This window comes from Qaidamihabitans albus (assembly GCF_016464705.1).
Lineage (GTDB): Bacteria > Actinomycetota > Actinomycetes > Mycobacteriales > Pseudonocardiaceae > Qaidamihabitans > Qaidamihabitans albus.
On the sequence record NZ_JAEHOB010000010.1, the window covers coordinates 133,996 to 150,199 of the forward strand.

Here is a 16,204-nt window from a genome sequence, read left to right on the forward strand (position 1 = left end):
ACCACAATAGAGAAGGCCACGTGCCCCGCCGGGCAGCGACTCCTGGCGCGCGGTCAATGTGACCGGAGCAACGACGCCAGCCGCTCGGGAGTCTCCGGGGGCGCGTCGTCCAGCTCGACCACCTTGTCCCGCGCGCGTCGTCCCTTCACCACAACGAGATCACGGGCACGCACGGACAGCGCACCGGCGAGCACCCGGCACACCGCGTCGTTCGCCTTGCCGTCCACCGCCGGAGCCCGGACCGCCACGACGAGGGCGGCACCCAGCGCGCCGTCCCAGCGCCCGCCGACGGCGTCCCGCTTGGCGCCCGGCTTCACCCGGACGGCGAACCGCAGCGCGCTCATGAGCTCACCGTAACCGATCCGGTTGCGCGGGTCCGGCGCCGAAGATATTCTTTGATCGATCAATCAGTTAATGAAAGGGCGAGAGCGGTGGCGCGGACCGTGGACGCCGAACAGGCGGCGCGGCGGCGGGAGGCGATCACGCTCGCCGCGGCCCGGTTGTTCGCGACACAGGGGTTCGAGCAGACGACCGTCGCGGACATCGCCCGGTCGGTGGACCTCAGCGCCGGCAGCGTCTTCTACTACTTCCCCGACAAGCGGGCGGTGTTCCGGGCGGTGTTCGAGCGGGATCTGCCCCTTTCGAGAGAGCTCGTCGCCCGTTTCGCCGACGCCGAGCGGCCGGTGGCGGCGGTCCTCGAGTTCGTCGCCGAACTCGCCGCCGACGCCCGCGACCCGAGCGCCTCCGGCCTGCTGGTCGAGCTGCTGCGGCAGGCGGGCCGTGATCCCGAGCTGGTCGCCGTCGTCACCCGCAACGCCCGGATCGTGCGGGAGGGCCTCGCCGGACTGATCGCCCGCGGCATCGCCGACGGAGCGGTCGACGCGGCACTCGACCCGGACGAGGCGGCCGCCTGGATCCAGACGATCGTCGACGCCGTCTACCTCAACGCCGATCCGGCTCGCGACCCAGCACCCGCGCTCCGGCGCACCGTCGAGCGCTACCTGAGACCACGACCGGAGGACACAGGGGGAAGTGATGGGAACGAGGACGGATGACGACACCGTCACGGTGACGATGCCCGTGAGGTGGCTGTGGCTGCTCCGGATCGGCGGCGCCGCACTCGGCTTCGGCGCGGGCTTCGGCGTCGCGCCGCTCGCGAACTGGCTCGTGGACCTCACCGGTTCGGCCCCGGTCCGCTCCGGCTCGCCGCGCAGCTGCCGACGGTGTGGGCGGTGCCCGTGCTGACGGTCGCAGGCGCCGTGGCGGGTATGTGGCTGGCGTCGGTCGCCCGCGGGGAGAGCCCCGCCGTGACGGTGCACCGCGACCACATCGGCATCGACGAGGGCGGCGCCGGGCTGCATCTGCGCCGCGACCGGGTCGGCGCGGTGTTCACCGACGGGCGGGACCTCGTCGTCCTCGACCACGGCGGAGGCGAGCTCACCCGCGCCCGCGCGATCGACCTGCCTGCCACCCGGCTGCGCGAGGCTTTCGAGCGCTTCGCCTACCCGTGGCGCGGGACGTCCGATCCGCACGAGGCCGACTTCGCCCGCTGGGTCGACGGCAGCCCGGACCTCGACGAGAGCACCCACGCGCTGCTGCGGACCCGCAAACGGGCCCTGGCGGACAAACAGAGCGGGGCCGCGGAGAACGCGCTGGACGCGTTGCGCGCGCGAGGGCTCGCCGTCCGGGACAGGGACGGGGCGCAGCAGTACCGCCACACCGGCTCACGGTGAACCGCGGCCTGTCCGGCGCGGCTCAGCCGGGCAGGCCGCTCAGGAAGGCCGCCGTGGCGTCCACCGCGGGCGCGGACGTGCCCGAGCCCTGGACGAGGACCGCGAAGGCGACGTCGCCACGGAACCCAGCGAACCAGCCGTGCGCCTGGGTGGGGTCGGGCAGCTGCGCCGTTCCCGTCTTGCCGTGGACGTCACCGAGTCCGTTCAGTGCCGTAGCCGTGCCGCTGGTGACGACCTCCCGCATCATCGGCCGGAGCTGGTCGAGGACGGCCTGCGACGGCGGCTCGTAGCCGACGTTGACGGCGGTGTCGAGGTCGCGCCACAGGCGGGGGGTGACGGCCGTGCCGTTCGCGACGGTCGCCGCCATCAGCGCCACCCCGAACGGGCTGGCCTGCACCTTTCCCTGTCCGATGCCGTCCTCGAGGCGCTGCACGGGACTCGGTGCGGGAGCCACGCCGCCGGCCTCGGTGGTCAGGCCGGGGATGCCGAAGTCGGCGTTGAGCCCGAGCCGGTCGGCCGCGCGGGCGAGGGCGTCGGCCGGCAGATCAGCCGCGAGCCGCGCGAACGTTGTGTTACACGAATGGGCGAACGCCGTGTGCAGCGACACGGAGCCGAGGTCGAACTCGTCGTCGTTCGGGATCGTCCTGGTACCGATCCGCGCCGTGCCAGGGCATGGCAGCACTGTGCCCGGACCGACGCCGCCCTGCCCGAGTACCGCCGTAGCCGTGGCGATCTTGAACGTCGAGCCGGGTGCGTACAGCCCGATCAGCGCATCGGGGGCTGCGCCGGCGGCGGCGTTCTGCGCGACGGCGAGAATGTCGCCGCTCGACGGCTGCAACGCCACCAGCAGGGCCGGCGCGCCGACGCCGTCCACGGCGGACTGCGCCGCGCGCTGCGCGGGGCCGTCGAGGGTGGCGATCAGCGGTTCGGCTTCGGCAGGCGGGGTGCCGTGCAGGGTCTTCAGCTCGTTGCCTGCCTCGTCGGCGAGCGTGACCGACCAGTCGTCGTCGGCCTGCTCCGCGGCGACGCGGCCCATCGCGGGCAGCAGGATCGGCGCCCCGGCATCTGCGGCGGCGACCGGGCCGTCCGCCTGCCAGGTCAGCAGTGCCCGCCCCTGCCGGTCGAGCACGGCTGGGCTGCCCGCGCGGGTGCGCAGCAGCAGGCTCTGGCCGGTTTGGAGCTCAGGATGGATCAATGCCGGGCTCCAGTGCACGGCCCAGCCGCGCTCGTCCCGGCGGAGCCCGACCGCCGTGTCGTACGTCCACGAACGTCCCTTGCCGAGAGTCCAGGTGAGCGTGGCGGTGCCGTCCACCCGCTCGGCGTCCGGTGCGATCTCCGGCAGCGGGGCCAGCGCGGCCTCCACGCGGTCCGCCTCCAGCCCGGCGGGCGCGTCGGCGAGCGCGGAACGCGCGGCGGCGGGATCGTCGGTGAGCGCCGCGGCCGCGGCGAGGTCACCCCGCGCGAACGCGGCGAGGTAGTCGGCCGCGACAGCGCCCGGTCCCCTGACCTCCTGCCTCCGCGGCTCCGTGCCCGGGCTCGGCCCGCCCCACAGCACGACGGCCGCGGCCGCGACGATCGCCACCACGGCCAGCGCCGCCGAGCCCAGGATCCAGCGTCTCGCACCCACCCGCATCCACTACCCCCAGTCAAGCTCGTGAGTGCGCACCCGAGTTCTAACTCGGGTGCGCACTCACGAGGCGGCCACGGCCACGGTGACCTTGACGCCGTCACCGACCGCGCCGGTGAAACCGTTCGGTACCGCACCATAGAACACCCCGGTGGCGAGTGTCTCGGCCGCCAGGAACTGCTCGTGCGCCCTGGCCGCGGCGACGACGTCGTCCGGCGCGTCCACGGTGAGCGTGATCCGGTCGGCGACGTCCAGCGCCGCGTCCCGCCGTGCCTGCTGCACCACCCGCACCAGGTCCCTGGCCATGCCCTCGGTGGCGAGCTCGGGCGTGACCTCGGTGTCCAGCAGCACCAGCCCCGAACCGCCCGGCAGCTCCGCGGCCGCGCCGGTGTCCTTGGCGACCAGGCGCCGCTCGTACTCGCCCTCGCGCAGCTCGATCCCGGCGGCGACGACGGCGCCCTCCGGCGAGGTCGACCACTCCCCCGCCTTGACGGCCTTGATCACCCGCTGCACGTCCTTGCCCAGCCGCGGCCCGGCCGCCCTCGCGTTCACCACGACCTCGAAGCCGCCGTGCGCCGCGACGTCGGTGGTCAGCTCCACCGACTTCACGTTCACCTCGTCGCGGATGACGTCGGTGAACGGCCGCAACGCCTCCGCGTCCTCCGCCGCCACCAGCAGCCGCGCCAGCGGCAGCCGCACCCGCAGCTTGCCCGCCTTGCGCAGCGACAACGCCGACGAGCACACCTGGCGCACCCGGTCCATCGCGGTGACCAGCGCGGCGTCCGCGGGCAGCTCGCCCCGTGCCCCCGCCGAGGGCCAGTCCGCGAGGTGCACCGACCGGCCGCCGGTCAGCCCGCGCCACACCACCTCCGTGGTCAGCGGCAGCAGCGGCGCCGCCACCCGGCACACCACCTCCAGCACCGTGTGCAGCGTGTCGATGGCGTCCTGCTCGCCCGCCCAGAAGCGGTCCCGCGACCGGCGCACGTACCAGTTGGTGAGGACCTCCAGGAACTCCCGCACGGTCGCGCAGGCGCCGGCGACGTCGTAGGTGTCCAGCGCGTGCTGCACATCGGTCACCAGCTCGTGCGTCTTGGCGAGGACGTAGCGGTCGAGCACATGCGCGGAGTCGGTGCGGACGTGTCCCTCGACGCCCTCCGCGCCCGCGTACAGCGCGAGGAAGTAGTAGGAGTTCCACAGCGGCAGCACGGCCTGGCGCACCGCGTCGCGGATGCCCTTGTCGGTGACGATCAGGTTCCCGCCGCGCAGGATCGGGCTGGCCATCAGGTACCAGCGCATCGCGTCGGAGCCGTCCCGGTCGAACACCTCGGTGACGTCCGGGTAGTTGCGCAGCGACTTCGACATCTTCTGCCCGTCGGAACCGAGCACGATGCCGTGCGACACGCACGTCCGGAACGCGGGCCGGTCGAACAGCGCCGTCGCGAGCACGTGCAGCGTGTAGAACCAGCCCCGGGTCTGCCCGATGTACTCGACGATGAAGTCACCCGGGTAGTGGTGCTCGAACCAGTCCGCGTTCTCGAACGGGTAATGCACCTGGGCGTAGGGCATCGAACCGGAGTCGAACCAGACGTCGAGCACCTCCGGCACGCGGCGCATCGTCGACGCACCCGTCGGGTCGTCCGGGTTGGGCCTGGTCAGCTCGTCGATGTGCGGCCGGTGCAGGTCCGCGGGCCGCACGCCGAAGTCGCGCTCCAGCTCGTCCAGCGATCCGTAGACGTCCGTACGCGGGTACCGCGGGTCGTCGGAGACCCACACCGGGATCGGCGTGCCCCAGTAGCGGTTGCGGGAGATCGACCAGTCCCTGGCGTTCTCCAGCCACTTTCCGAACTGGCCGTCCTTCACGTGCTCGGGGTACCAGGTGATCTGCTGGTTGAGCTCGACCATCCGGTCCTTGAACTCGCTCACCGCGACGAACCAGGACGACACCGCCCGGTAGATCAGCGGGTTGCGGCAGCGCCAGCAGTGCGGGTACGAGTGCTCGTAGGTCTCGTGCCGGAGCAGGATCGCGCCCTGCCGCCCGGCGGAGCCAGTGCCGTTCTTCAGGTCCCGGATGATGTTCGCGTTGGCGTCGAAGACGTTCTGCCCCGCGTAGTCCGGCACCTGCGAGTCGAAGCGCCCCTTCGAGTCGACCGGCGTCACCGGTGCGATGTGCGCGGCGTCGGTGACGGCCTTGTCCTCCTCACCGTAGGCGGGAGCGATGTGCACGATTCCGGTGCCGTCGTCGGTGGTCACGTAGTCGGCCGCCAGGACGCGGTGGGCGTTCTCCTGGCCGGCGAAGTACGGGAAGGGCGGCGCGTACCGCGTGCCGAGCAGGTCGGTGCCCTTGAACCGCGCCACCACCGGCGGCTGCTCGCCCAGCTCCCTGGCGTACGCGGCGACCCGGGCCTCGGCGAGCAGGTAGCGGTGCCCGCCCGCCTCGACGAGCACGTAGTCGACGTCCGGATGCACGGCGGTGGCCAGGTTGGACGGCACCGTCCACGGCGTGGTGGTCCAGATCAGCAGGTGAGCGCCGTTCAGCTCGGAGAGCGGGCCGTCGTTGCCCTCGGCGCGGAAGCCGATGGTCACCGCCGGGTCCTGCCTGCTCTGGTAGACGTCCTCGTCCATCCGCAGCTCGTGGTTGGACAGCGGCGTCTCGTCCCGCCAGCAGTACGGCAGCACCCGGTGGCCCTCGTAGACCAGGCCCGCGTCCCAGAGCCGCTTGAAGGCCCAGATCACCGACTCCATGTAGGTGACGTCGAGCGTCTTGTAGTCGTTGTCGAAGTCCACCCAGCGGGCCTGGCGGGTGACGTAGTTCCGCCACTCGTCGGTGTAGCGCAGCACGGACTCCCGGCAGGCGTCGTTGAACGCCGCGATCCCCATCTCGTCGATCTGGGACTTGTCCGTGATGCCGAGCTGCCGCTCCGCCTCCAGCTCGGCGGGCAGGCCGTGGGTGTCCCAGCCGAACCGGCGCTCGACCCGCTTGCCGCGCATGGTCTGGTAGCGCGGGACGATGTCCTTGACGTAGCCGGTGAGCAGGTGGCCGTAGTGCGGCAGGCCGTTGGCGAAGGGCGGCCCGTCGTAGAAGACGTACTCGTTGCCGCCGTTCTCGCCCGCCGGGCGGGCCTCGACGGTGGCGGTGAAGGTGCGGTCGGCCTCCCAGTAGGCCAGCACGTCCTTCTCCAGCGCCGGGAACGACGGCTGGGAAGGGACCTGGTCGGCTGCCTGGTCGCCGACGGAAGCCTTGGGGTACATCCGGGTGCGCTCCTCGCGGTTCGTCTCTCTCGTACGGGCTCGCGAGCCCACACGGGGACGAGACGGCGCCGTTGGCGCACGTTCCGCGGTACCACCCCGCTTGCCCGCGCCAGGGCGCGAGCCTCTCGTTCAGCGGCTGTGACGGGCCGCGTCCCGTCCGGTTCTACTGAGGTGGCCGGGCCACCCGTTCTTCCGGAGGCTCCCCGGTGATGGCCGGATCGACGCCGTGTGGTTCCAGATTAACCGGCACCCGCAATCGGATTCCGCCAGGGCCCCGGCCCTCCGCGCGGCACTGCGGCTGGTCACCTCTCGTGAGTGTTCGGCCGAGTTAGAACACGGCTCTTCACTCACGACCGGTGACCTGCGGAAATAGCTTCTCAGCCCTCGGCGCGGGACTTGCGCTTGGGGCGGTGCTCGGCGGCCAGCTTGGCGTCGGGGCCGCACCGGGCACACGGGGTGAAGCCGAGGTCCCGTGCCTCCGCCACCGGGATCGGAATGGTGTCCCGGTCCTCGAGCCACGCACACTCGGCGAGGTGATAGCGCGGGTACTCGTCCACGACGAGCACCTCCACCTCCAGCTGCGAGACCACCAGCAGGTCGGCGGCGTCGGTCTCCTCCTCGGCCGGATCCCCCTCGACCGACCGCAGCTCACCGGAGGACGGCAGCAGTGCCGTCTGCCTGGCCGGTTCCGGCTTGTCGGGCTCCGCAGTTTCGCCCGCAGTCCCTTCGGTGTCCGCGGTGTCCTTGCTGTCCGCCGTGTCCTTGCCGTCCCCGGTGCCGTCGGCTTCCCCGGCTGCTTCGGTGTCCGCTTCGGCGCGCTCGGCGGCACCGGTCCGCGCCTTCGAGCGCCTGCGCAGCAGGTCGGCGATCAGGACGGCCCCGGCGAGGCCGGAGGTGCCGAGCGAGATCCAGGCCCACAGGGAGCTGGCCGTGACAAGGGCCGTGACCACCAGTCCGAGGGCGGCCAGAAGCAGGATGAGGACGATGTAGAGCACGGTGAATTACAGCACGGACCGCAAACGAAACGGTTCCGACCCTCCACTCGGAGTGTCGGAACCGTTTCCGTCCGCTACGAAGATCGCTGAACCTCGGTCAGCCCGCCTCGGCCCTCGGACCGAACGAGTAACCCTGGCCGCTGCCGCCGGCTCCCCCGCTGCCACCGGACTGCCCGGAAGCCGATGCGGAGGAGGACGCCGACGCAGGTGCCGCGGAACCCCGGTCGTCCAGCTCGCGGAGCTGGGACTCGAGGAACCCGCGCAGGCGGGTACGGTACTCCCGCTCGATGGTGCGCAGCTCTTCGATCTTCTTGTTCAGCGCGCCCTTTTCGCTGTTCAGGTTGTTCATCGTCTCGGTGTACTTGCGCTGCGCCTCGCGATCCATCGTGGTCGCCTTGTCGCGCGCCTGCCGCTCGAGCGTCTCCGCCCTGGTCCTGGCGTCGTTCAGCATGGTCTCGGCGCGGGTGCGCGCCTCGTTGACCATGGAGTCCGCCTTCGAGCGGGCGTCGGAGAGCAACTGCTCGGACTTGGTGCGCGCCTCGGCGAGCATCCCGTCCGACTCCGTCTTGGCCTCGGCGGTGAGCCGGTCGGCCATCTCCTGGGCCAGGCCGAGCACCTTCGCCGCCTGGACGTTGGGCTCGCCGTTGTCACCCATGAACCCGTGGGCCTGGGTCTGCTCCATCGCGGATGTCGGCGGTGGTGGTACCGGCGCGAGCCTGCGCGACGGAGCCTCCTCGCGGACGGGGTGGGACGGCGCCGAACCGGCGTTCGCCTTCGCGGTCTCCAGCTCGCCACGGGTCGATTCCAACTCGGCATCGAGCTGTTCGACCTGCTGCCGCAGCTCGTTATTGTCCTCAATCAACCGGGCAAGTTCGGTCTCCACCAGGTCGAGGAACGCATCCACCTCGTCCTCGTTATAGCCCCGCTTGCCGATTGGAGGCTTGCTGAACGCGACGTTATGCACGTCAGCAGGGGTCAACGACATCAGATCACCTCACGCACTCCATGGCCTGCCGGACGTCCCGGGTCCCCGTCCCCGTCACCCGGGATACGCCAGTTGCATCAGTATGAACACAACCAACAGCAGCACCATAATCGATAAGTCCAGTCCGACGCCGCCGATCCGCACCACCGGAATAATCCGGCGGACCAAACGGACTGGTGGGTCGGTCACTGTGTAGATGGTCTCGAGCGCGACCGCAACCCCTCCCGACGGACGCCACTCGCGAGCGAACGCGCGCACGAGCTCCACCACGATACGGGCCGTTAGCAGGAGCCAGAAGCCGAAGAGCAGGAAATACAGGATGAGCAAGACCGCGTTCACGACACCACTTTGCCATACGTCCGCCCCGGGCTCAGTGGCGGAGGAAGAACCCGCCCTCCGCGATGCGCCGACGGTCCTCGGCCGTCACGTCGACATCGGGAGGTGAGAGCAAGAACACCTTGTTGGTCACCTTGTCCATCGAGCCGTGCAGCGCGAACGCCAGCCCGGCCGCGAAGTCGACCAGCCGCTTGGCGTCCGCGTTCTCCATCTCGGTGAGATTCATGATCACCGGGAGCCCGTCGCGGTAGGCCTCCCCGATCTCCCGTGCCTCTGCGTAACTGGTCGGGTGCAGAGTGACTATCCGGCTCAGCGGGTCCCGCGAGGGCGCACGTGACGGCTCGGGCACCGACCGCAGCCGCGAGACGGGCTCGGGCTGACGGTCGACCGCCAGCGCGCCGTGCACCGATGTGTCACTCGGCACCATTCCGCGGCGGCCGCGCACCGGCGGCTCCGGCTCGTCGAACTCGTCCATGACGTGGTAACGGGTGCGCGTCCGCCGAGGCTGCGGCTCGTCGTAGGCGTCATAGGGGTTGTAGCCGTCCTCGGCGTAGCCGCGCCGGTACTCGTCGTCGAAGTCGTACTCGTCCTCGGCAGGGACCATCCCGAAGTAGGCCTTCAGCTTCTGCAGCGCGCTCATGCCTCTCCTTCGCCCTCGCGGCCTTCGCCCCACCCCTTGACGCTGAGTCACGCGCGCGGACGCCGCTGGGTGAACCGTCTACGGCGAGGCTAGACCGCGACCGCCGAGCAACGCGGTTCCGACACGCACACACGTGGAGCCGTGGGCCACCGCTTGCTCGAGATCACCGCTCATACCAGCGGAGACCTCGGTGGCCTCCGGATGATCGCGCCGCAGCCCCTCCGCCGCGACCGCGAGCCGGGCGAACTCCGGTTCCGGATCGACGCCGAGCGGCGCCACGGCCATCAGGCCACGAAGCCGCAGAAAGTCACCCTCGTGGGTGACACTCGCGGCGAGGCGGCCGAGCTCGTCCAGCGGGCAGCCGCCGCGACCCGGGGCGGCATCGAGGCTCGCCTGCAGCAGCACATCGAGCGGGCCTTCCCGCTCGCCTGCCTCCACCGCGGTCCGCACCGAGCGGGCCAGCGCAGCGACGAGCCGTGGCGAGTCGACCGACTGCACCTCCGCCGCCCACCGGGCGACCGACCGCGCCTTGTTGCGCTGCAGCCTGCCGACCATGTGCCACCGGATCGGCGTATCCGGACGCAGGCCCGCGACCTCGCGGACCTTTCCCGCCGCCTCCTGGTCGCGGTTCTCCGCGAGATCGGTCACGCCGAGATCGGCGAGCAGGGCGGCGTCGTAGGCCGGGAACGTCTTCGTGACCGCCAGCAGCCGCACCTCCCCCGGCGCCCGGCCCGCCGCCGCACACGCGCGGTCGATGCGGTCACGGACGGCGGCGAGCGCGTCGGCGAGCTCCGCCCGCCGGGCCCCGGCATGGTCCTGCATGCTCACTTCCCCCGCTTCCGGCACGGCCGCCGTCCTCAGACCTCGATCCAGGTCACCGCCGCGAGCCTGCCGGTTGGCCGCTGTCTGCGGTGACTGAACAGGTTCTCGTCCTCGGCGGTGCACCGCGGGTCGGTGCCGATCCGGCCGACGCCGGAGTCGGCGAGCTGTCGCCACAGCCCTGCCCGCAGGTCCAGGCCCGGCGTTCCCTTGTGGGTGCGGCACGCGGTGCCGGGCACGTGTGCCTCGACGTCGTCGGCCATGTCCCGCGGGACCTCGTAACACTGGCCGCAGATGGCGGGACCGAGCAGGGCATCGACGCGGTGCGGCTGGGCGCCCACCGAACGCATCGCCTCCAGTGCGGCGGGCACCACGCCCACCCGGACCCCGACACGCCCGGCGTGCACGGCGGCGACCACACCGGCCTCCGGGTCACCGAGCAGTACCGGGACGCAGTCGGCGACGAGCACCACCAGTGCGACCCCGGGGCGTGCCGTGACCAGCGCATCGGTGGCCTCGGCAGGCCGTCGCTCGGTGCCGTCGACGATCGTCACCGTGCGTCCGTGCACCTGCTCCATCCACGCGAACCGGTCCTCGCGCAGTCCGAGCTCCGCGGCCATCCGCCTGCGGTTGGCCGCCACGGCCGCCGGGTCGTCACCGACATGGCCGCCGAGGTTGAAGGAGTCGAAGGGCGGCCGGGACTCACCGCCCGCCCTGGTCGTGACCACCCGACGGATGCGCAAGACAGCAACCTCTCCACTGCGCCGACTCCGGCCTGCCCCGGCCGACCGAACCTCCGCGAGCCTATCGACCGCCGGTCCGGTGCGAGCAGCCACGTGCCCGGGCTACCTGCGCATGAACGGGGGCACGTCGACGTCGTCGTCGGACGGGTCGTCGGTGACCGGCATCGCCCGGCCAGGCAGGCTGCCCTGGCCACGCGGCGCGGACGACGCGGGCGGCGGGTAGCCGCGCCCGGTGCCCTGCTGCGGCGGGAGCGTTCCCGACTGCGGCGGGTGGCCGTTGCCCGTGGCGGGGACCTGCGGCCGCTGGCCGCCGGATGCCGGGTAACCGCCGCTCTCCGCGGCGGGCTGTTGCTGGCCACCAGCCGGCCGCGGCTGGCCCGCGGGAGGCGCGCCGCCCCCGACCTGGCCGGCCTCGGCCGTGGCGGTGGAACCGCGGGAACCAGAGCCGAAAGCGGCGGGATCCAGCTTCTTGTGCGTCGGCGTGCCGGCGTCGAAGCCGGCCGCGATCACCGTCACGCGCACCTCGTCGCCGAGGGAGTCGTCGATGATCGTGCCGAAGATGATGTTGGCCTCGGGGTGCGCGGACTCCTGCACGAGGGAGGCGGCCTCGTTGATCTCGAACAGCCCCAGGTCCGATCCACCGGCGATCGACAGCAGGGCGCCGTGCGCACCGTCCATCGACGCCTCGAGCAGTGGCGAGTTGATCGCCTTCTCGGCGGCCTGCACGGCACGGCCCTCGCCTCGCGCGGAGCCGATGCCCATCAGCGCGCTGCCCGCCCCCGACATCACGCTCTTGACGTCGGCGAAGTCGAGGTTGATGAGACCGGGCGTGGTGATGAGGTCGGTGATGCCCTGGACACCGGAGAGCAGGACCTCGTCCGCCGAGCGGAACGCGTCCATGAGCGAGACGCCGATGTCCCCCAGCTGAAGCAGCCGGTCGTTGGGGATGACGATCAGCGTGTCGCACTCGTTGCGGAGGGCTTGTATACCGTCCTCGGCCTGCCGGCCGCGGCGCTTGCCCTCGAACGAGAACGGCCGGGTGACCACACCGATCGTGAGCGCGCCGAGCTTGCGGGCGATCTGGCCCACCACGGGCGCGCCACCGGTACCGGTGCCACCGCCCTCACCGGCGGTCACGAACACCATGTCGGCGCCCTTGAGGACCTCTTCGATCTCCTCGCGGTGATCCTCGGCGGCCTTCTGGCCGACATCCGGGGCGGCTCCGGCACCGAGGCCACGGGTCAGTTCCCGGCCGATGTCGAGCTTGACGTCGGCATCGGACATCAGCAGTGCCTGTGCGTCGGTGTTCACCGCGATGAACTCGACGCCCTTCAGGCCGACCTCGATCATGCGATTCACGGCGTTCACGCCGCCGCCGCCGATGCCGACGACCTTGATCACCGCGAGGTAATTGTGCGGGGGCGTCATCGGATCCGCCTTCCTGATCGTGGTGGTGCTGTTCCTGCCTCCGCTGGATGTCGACGCCTGGGGCCGAAAGCTCTTCTTCCCTGGGAAACTCTCAACCTCAAGTCGAGGCTTAGAGTTATGTCAACTACCAACGTATGCAGGACGGTAGGCATCAGGAAGGCGCGAATCCAGCAGCCACGCCGTGTGTCGCAAACGTGTTTCGCCACAGCGTTTTCCCACCGCCACGCCCACCGCACAGTCAAGCGGACTCACGCGGGCATGTCGACCTTCAGAATCGGCGGCGTCGACGGCTCGCCCGTCGGGGAGCCACCCGCGGGTTCGACGGTGATCGCCACCGCTTCGGTGTTGTCCACGCCCTCCGCCAGCACGAGCGAGCCGGGTTCGCTCGGCGCGGGCAGCACGCCCGCCGAGCGCAGCTCGTCTCCCGGGCCCAGCATCCACAACTCGTAGTCGTGCCCCGGATCGTGCGGCGGCAGCTCCGAACCCAGCACCATCATCGCGTTCCGCGACTGGGAGACCAGCACGGTCGCGGACCCGCCGATGGAGGTCTCCGCCTGCATCGTCCGCAGATCCGGCGCGGTCAGCAGGTCGCTGACCGGCTCGTACCGCTCCCTCGTCTGCTCCATCCGTTCCTGCGCGCTCTCCAGCTGGTTCTGTGTGTGCAGTGCGACGCCGCCGAACACCCCAGCCAGCGCGAGGCCCACCACCGTGGCCGCCGCCGCGAGGCCGAGTAACCAGCGCGGCGGGCCGGCGCTGCGGCGCGACCGCTCCTGCGGGTCCGGACCTGCCGAGGGCGCCTGCTGCCGGGTCTCGCGAATCTCGGCGAGCACCCGCCCCTTGAGCCCGGGCGGCGGCTCCTCGGCCGACGCGGCCCCGAGCCGTCCGGCCGTGGCCTGCAGCTCCCGGACCTCCTCGGAGCACGCCGGGCATTCCTGGAGATGCCGCCGGAAGCGGGCACGCTCGTGCTCGTCCAGCGCGTCGAGCGCGTACGCTCCGGCAAGCGTGTGCATGTCGGGCGATGTCATGCCGTCACCCCCAGGCAGTCTCGCAACCGGATCAACCCGTCGCGCAGGCGTGTCTTGATCGTTCCCTGCGGGGCCGAAAGGACCTCCGCGACCTCGCGGTAGGTGTACCCCTGGTAGTAGGCGAGCAGCACGGACTCGCGCTGCAGCTCGGTCAGGTGGGACAGGCAGCGGCGCACCTGCTGGCGCTCCCAGCTCGCCGTGACCGCCTCCGACACCTCGTCGAACGGCCTGCCGCGGCCAGCCTCGAACGTGGCCCGCTGCTCCCGGTCGGTACTCGCCCTCGCCGAGCGCACCCGGTCGACGGCCCGCCGGTGCGCGAGCGTCATCGCCCAGTTCAGCGCGCTGCCCTTGTCGGGCGAGTACCTGGTGGCGGTACGCCACAGCTCGACGAGGACCTCCTGCGCGACCTCCTCCGACTGCGCGTGGTCCCGCAGGATGCGGCGAACCAGCCCGAAGACCGGGCCGGCGAGACGGTCGTAGAGCTGCTCGAACGCCCGCTCGTCGCCCTTGGCGACCTCGACCAGCAGCTCCTCCGCCGTCGGGCCCTCGGGCGGCCCGCTGTCCCTGACCGGCGTCGGCCGCCGTACCGGGTCATCCATCGAGTGCTCCAAGCCTGCTCCTCACGCGTGGCCTCGGCGCACGGCGCGACCACAGCCCGGCTCCATGCCGGCGGATCAGCACCGAGACCCGCTGCGGAACGAACGGCCTGCACAGCAGCATACGCAGCAGGGCGGCGGGGGTCGCGGGGACGCGCACACCACGCAGCGTGGCGGTCAGCGCGACCTCGCCGTCGCTGCGCAGGGTCACGGTCGCGGCCAGCAGCGCGTCCGGGCGCGGGAGGTGCATCCGGTACTGCCCCGCCATCGACTGGAACGGCGACACGAAGAACTCCTTGTCCGCGCGGGCCGCGCCACGTTCGTCCGGGAAGAGCAGGTAGGCGTGCCTGCCGCCGTGGGTGTTGTGCACCTCGGCGACGACGCAGGCCGGCTCCCCGCCGGGCCGGTGGCACCAGTAGACGGTGATCGGGTTGAAGACGTGCCCGAGCACGCGCGCGCCGGTCAGCATGAGCACGCGCCCGCCCGCGAGGTCGACACCGCGTCCGGCCAGCCACTCGTCGAGCTTCACGCGGATCCCGCGGGCGTCGCCAGGGGCGAAGTGGTCGCGTCCGTCGAAGCGGGCGAACGCGCGCAGGCCGCGCGGCAGCCGTGGCGGATCGTCGAGGTCGACCAGCCACAGGTAGAACCGGTGCGCAAAGGACAGCGGCGGGGCGATCCGCCGCACGTGCGCGACCGTGGCGTCGTAGAGCGCCGGGGTCACCACGGTGCCCCCAGCGATGCCGCGGCGCGCGCCCCGGAGGCGCAGCCGTCCTCGTGGAAACCCCAGCCGTGATAGGCGCCCGCGTAGGCGAGCACGCCGTCACCGAGGCCGGGAAGGCGCCGCTGCGCGGCCACCGACTCCGGGGTGTAGACCGGGTGCTCGTACTCGATGCGCGAGATGACCGTGTGCGCGGGCGGCGGCGTGGCCGGGTTGAGCGTGACGACGTGCCGGGCGGGCTCGGTGAGCCGCATCAGCCGGTTCATGTCGTAGCTGACTCCTGCGGCACCGTGGTCGGCGCCGCAGCCGGTGGCCGTGTAGTTCCACGCCGCCCGCGCGCCAGGCGCCGACGGCAGCACGGACGCGTCGGTGTGCAGCCATGCCTCGTTGCGGGAGTAACGGAACGCGCCGAGCACCTCCCGCTCGGCCGGGCTCGGGTCGGCGAGCAGCCGCAGCGCCTGGTCGGCGTGCGTCGCGACCACCACGCGGTCGACGAGATGGGGATTGCCGACGTCGTCCCGGATCTCCACGCCGCGTGCGGTGCGCCGCAGCGCCCGCACCGGGGTGGACAGGTGCACCGCGGTGAGCTGCTTGGCGGCGCGCTCGACGTACTCGCGGGACCCGCCGGTGACGGTGCGCCAGCGCGGCGAACCGGTGACGGCGAGCATGCCGTGGTTGCGCAGGAACTCGAACAGGTAGCGCGCCGGATAGCGAAGCGTGTCGGCACGGTCGGCCGACCAGACAGTGGACACGAGCGGGAGCAGGAAGTGGTCGGCGAAGTAGCGGCTGTAGCCGCCGACGGCGAGGAAGGCGCCGATCGGCACGTCTCCGGCCTCCGGGGCACGCAGCACCCGCTCCGCGTGCCGGTGGAACCGCCTGACCTCGGCGAGCATCCGGAGGAAGTCGCCGTTCACCGCGTTACGCGGACGGGCGAGGACTCCGCCGGGTCCGCGTCCTCCCGCGTACTCGAGGCCGCAGCCCGCGCACCGGACGCTCATCGACATCTCGGCGTCCTGGGTGCGGACACCCAGCTCACCGAACAGCCGCAGCAGGCGCGGGTAGGTCCGTTCGTTGTGGACGATGAAACCGGAGTCCACGCCGACCATGCCGCCGCGGGCACTCGGCACGTCGTGGGTGTGCGCGTGCCCGCCGAGACGGTCGTCGGCCTCGAAAAGCAGGACGTCGTAGCGGCGCTGAAGCAGGTAGGCGGCGGTCAGGCCGGCGACCCCGGCGCCGATGACCCCGACACGTTCTCCCGTAGTGTGCACACTGGTGTTTCGGCGCCACCGGCGGCCCGGATTGGTGCCGTA

Annotated in this window: 16 protein-coding genes and 1 pseudogene; 3 read left to right on the plus strand and 14 right to left on the minus strand. The window is 71.7% G+C overall.

Annotated features, from left to right (window positions below; genetic code table 11):
• Positions 1 to 53: 53 nt before the first annotated feature.
• Complete coding sequence (locus tag JAP66_RS20000) at positions 54 to 344, minus strand: DUF167 domain-containing protein (RefSeq protein ID WP_443706212.1); 291 nt, start codon at positions 342 to 344, stop codon at positions 54 to 56.
• Between the two features lie 87 nt (positions 345 to 431).
• Between JAP66_RS20000 and JAP66_RS20005 the strand changes: the two genes are divergently transcribed.
• The 3 genes and pseudogenes from JAP66_RS20005 (at position 432) to JAP66_RS33500 (ending at position 1,733) form a co-directional block, all read left to right on the plus strand.
• On the plus strand, positions 432 to 1,055 hold the full coding sequence (locus JAP66_RS20005) for a TetR/AcrR family transcriptional regulator (RefSeq protein ID WP_199433322.1): 624 nt from the start codon (positions 432 to 434) through the stop codon (positions 1,053 to 1,055).
• A gap of 19 nt (positions 1,056 to 1,074) precedes the next feature.
• A pseudogene (locus JAP66_RS33495) lies at positions 1,075 to 1,454 on the plus strand (YqeB family protein); the annotation flags it as partial.
• A 21-nt stretch (positions 1,455 to 1,475) separates the two neighbouring features.
• Positions 1,476 to 1,733, plus strand: a complete 258-nt coding sequence (locus JAP66_RS33500; RefSeq protein ID WP_443706213.1) for a CysS/YqeB C-terminal domain-containing protein — start codon at positions 1,476 to 1,478, stop codon at positions 1,731 to 1,733.
• Between the two features lie 22 nt (positions 1,734 to 1,755).
• Here JAP66_RS33500 and JAP66_RS20020 read toward each other — a convergent pair whose 3' ends face one another.
• The 13 genes from JAP66_RS20020 to JAP66_RS20080 form a co-directional block, all read right to left on the minus strand.
• A complete protein-coding gene (locus JAP66_RS20020; protein WP_210770411.1) occupies positions 1,756 to 3,366 on the minus strand; it encodes a penicillin-binding transpeptidase domain-containing protein in 1,611 nt (536 codons plus the stop codon).
• A 57-nt stretch (positions 3,367 to 3,423) separates the two neighbouring features.
• On the minus strand, positions 3,424 to 6,609 hold the full coding sequence (gene ileS, locus JAP66_RS20025; RefSeq protein WP_199433325.1) for an isoleucine--tRNA ligase: 3,186 nt from the start codon (positions 6,607 to 6,609) through the stop codon (positions 3,424 to 3,426).
• A gap of 377 nt (positions 6,610 to 6,986) precedes the next feature.
• Positions 6,987 to 7,604, minus strand: coding sequence for a hypothetical protein (locus JAP66_RS20030; RefSeq protein ID WP_199433326.1), 618 nt, complete (start codon positions 7,602 to 7,604; stop codon positions 6,987 to 6,989).
• A 97-nt stretch (positions 7,605 to 7,701) separates the two neighbouring features.
• The gene (gene wag31, locus JAP66_RS20035) at positions 7,702 to 8,589 is read right to left on the minus strand and encodes a DivIVA-like cell division protein Wag31 (protein ID WP_199433327.1); all 888 of its coding nucleotides are present in this window, start codon (positions 8,587 to 8,589) and stop codon (positions 7,702 to 7,704) included.
• A 54-nt stretch (positions 8,590 to 8,643) separates the two neighbouring features.
• Entirely contained in the window at positions 8,644 to 8,928 is a 285-nt protein-coding gene (locus JAP66_RS20040) for a YggT family protein (protein WP_199433328.1), read from the minus strand.
• A 31-nt stretch (positions 8,929 to 8,959) separates the two neighbouring features.
• Complete coding sequence (locus JAP66_RS20045) at positions 8,960 to 9,565, minus strand: cell division protein SepF (protein WP_199433329.1); 606 nt, start codon at positions 9,563 to 9,565, stop codon at positions 8,960 to 8,962.
• A gap of 78 nt (positions 9,566 to 9,643) precedes the next feature.
• Positions 9,644 to 10,387, minus strand: a complete 744-nt coding sequence (locus JAP66_RS20050) for a YggS family pyridoxal phosphate-dependent enzyme (RefSeq protein ID WP_199433411.1) — start codon at positions 10,385 to 10,387, stop codon at positions 9,644 to 9,646.
• Between the two features lie 35 nt (positions 10,388 to 10,422).
• Positions 10,423 to 11,127 carry a peptidoglycan editing factor PgeF gene (pgeF, locus tag JAP66_RS20055; RefSeq protein WP_199433330.1) on the minus strand — a complete coding sequence of 235 codons (705 nt, stop codon included), beginning with the start codon at positions 11,125 to 11,127 and terminating at the stop codon, positions 10,423 to 10,425.
• A 102-nt stretch (positions 11,128 to 11,229) separates the two neighbouring features.
• Entirely contained in the window at positions 11,230 to 12,555 is a 1,326-nt protein-coding gene (ftsZ, locus tag JAP66_RS20060; RefSeq protein ID WP_199433331.1) for a cell division protein FtsZ, read from the minus strand.
• Positions 12,556 to 12,803: 248 nt separating this feature from the next.
• Positions 12,804 to 13,580 carry an anti-sigma factor gene (locus tag JAP66_RS20065; protein ID WP_199433332.1) on the minus strand — a complete coding sequence of 259 codons (777 nt, stop codon included), beginning with the start codon at positions 13,578 to 13,580 and terminating at the stop codon, positions 12,804 to 12,806.
• Positions 13,577 to 14,179, minus strand: a complete 603-nt coding sequence (gene sigK, locus JAP66_RS20070) for an ECF RNA polymerase sigma factor SigK (RefSeq protein WP_199433333.1) — start codon at positions 14,177 to 14,179, stop codon at positions 13,577 to 13,579. Before sigK ends, JAP66_RS20065 begins: the two co-directional genes overlap by 4 nt.
• Positions 14,172 to 14,900 carry a DUF1365 domain-containing protein gene (locus JAP66_RS20075; RefSeq protein WP_199433334.1) on the minus strand — a complete coding sequence of 243 codons (729 nt, stop codon included), beginning with the start codon at positions 14,898 to 14,900 and terminating at the stop codon, positions 14,172 to 14,174. The genes sigK and JAP66_RS20075 overlap by 8 nt, the downstream gene beginning before the upstream one ends.
• The gene (locus tag JAP66_RS20080) at positions 14,894 to 16,162 is read right to left on the minus strand and encodes an NAD(P)/FAD-dependent oxidoreductase (RefSeq protein ID WP_199433335.1); all 1,269 of its coding nucleotides are present in this window, start codon (positions 16,160 to 16,162) and stop codon (positions 14,894 to 14,896) included. Before JAP66_RS20080 ends, JAP66_RS20075 begins: the two co-directional genes overlap by 7 nt.
• Positions 16,163 to 16,204 lie beyond the last annotated feature (42 nt).

What these genes read in the sequence shown, in the direction of transcription:
- JAP66_RS20000 (WP_443706212.1), bottom strand. Translation starts at nt 344, where the DNA reads ATGAGCGCGCTGCGGTTCGCCGTCCGGGTGAAGCCGGGCGCCAAGCGG.
- JAP66_RS20020 (WP_210770411.1), bottom strand. Translation starts at nt 3,366, where the DNA reads ATGCGGGTGGGTGCGAGACGCTGGATCCTGGGCTCGGCGGCGCTGGCC.
- ileS (WP_199433325.1), bottom strand. Translation starts at nt 6,609, where the DNA reads ATGTACCCCAAGGCTTCCGTCGGCGACCAGGCAGCCGACCAGGTCCCT.
- wag31 (WP_199433327.1), bottom strand. Translation starts at nt 8,589, where the DNA reads ATGTCGTTGACCCCTGCTGACGTGCATAACGTCGCGTTCAGCAAGCCT.
- JAP66_RS20045 (WP_199433329.1), bottom strand. Translation starts at nt 9,565, where the DNA reads ATGAGCGCGCTGCAGAAGCTGAAGGCCTACTTCGGGATGGTCCCTGCC.
- JAP66_RS20050 (WP_199433411.1), bottom strand. Translation starts at nt 10,387, where the DNA reads ATGCAGGACCATGCCGGGGCCCGGCGGGCGGAGCTCGCCGACGCGCTC.
- ftsZ (WP_199433331.1), bottom strand. Translation starts at nt 12,555, where the DNA reads ATGACGCCCCCGCACAATTACCTCGCGGTGATCAAGGTCGTCGGCATC.
- JAP66_RS20065 (WP_199433332.1), bottom strand. Translation starts at nt 13,580, where the DNA reads ATGACATCGCCCGACATGCACACGCTTGCCGGAGCGTACGCGCTCGAC.
- sigK (WP_199433333.1), bottom strand. Translation starts at nt 14,179, where the DNA reads ATGGATGACCCGGTACGGCGGCCGACGCCGGTCAGGGACAGCGGGCCG.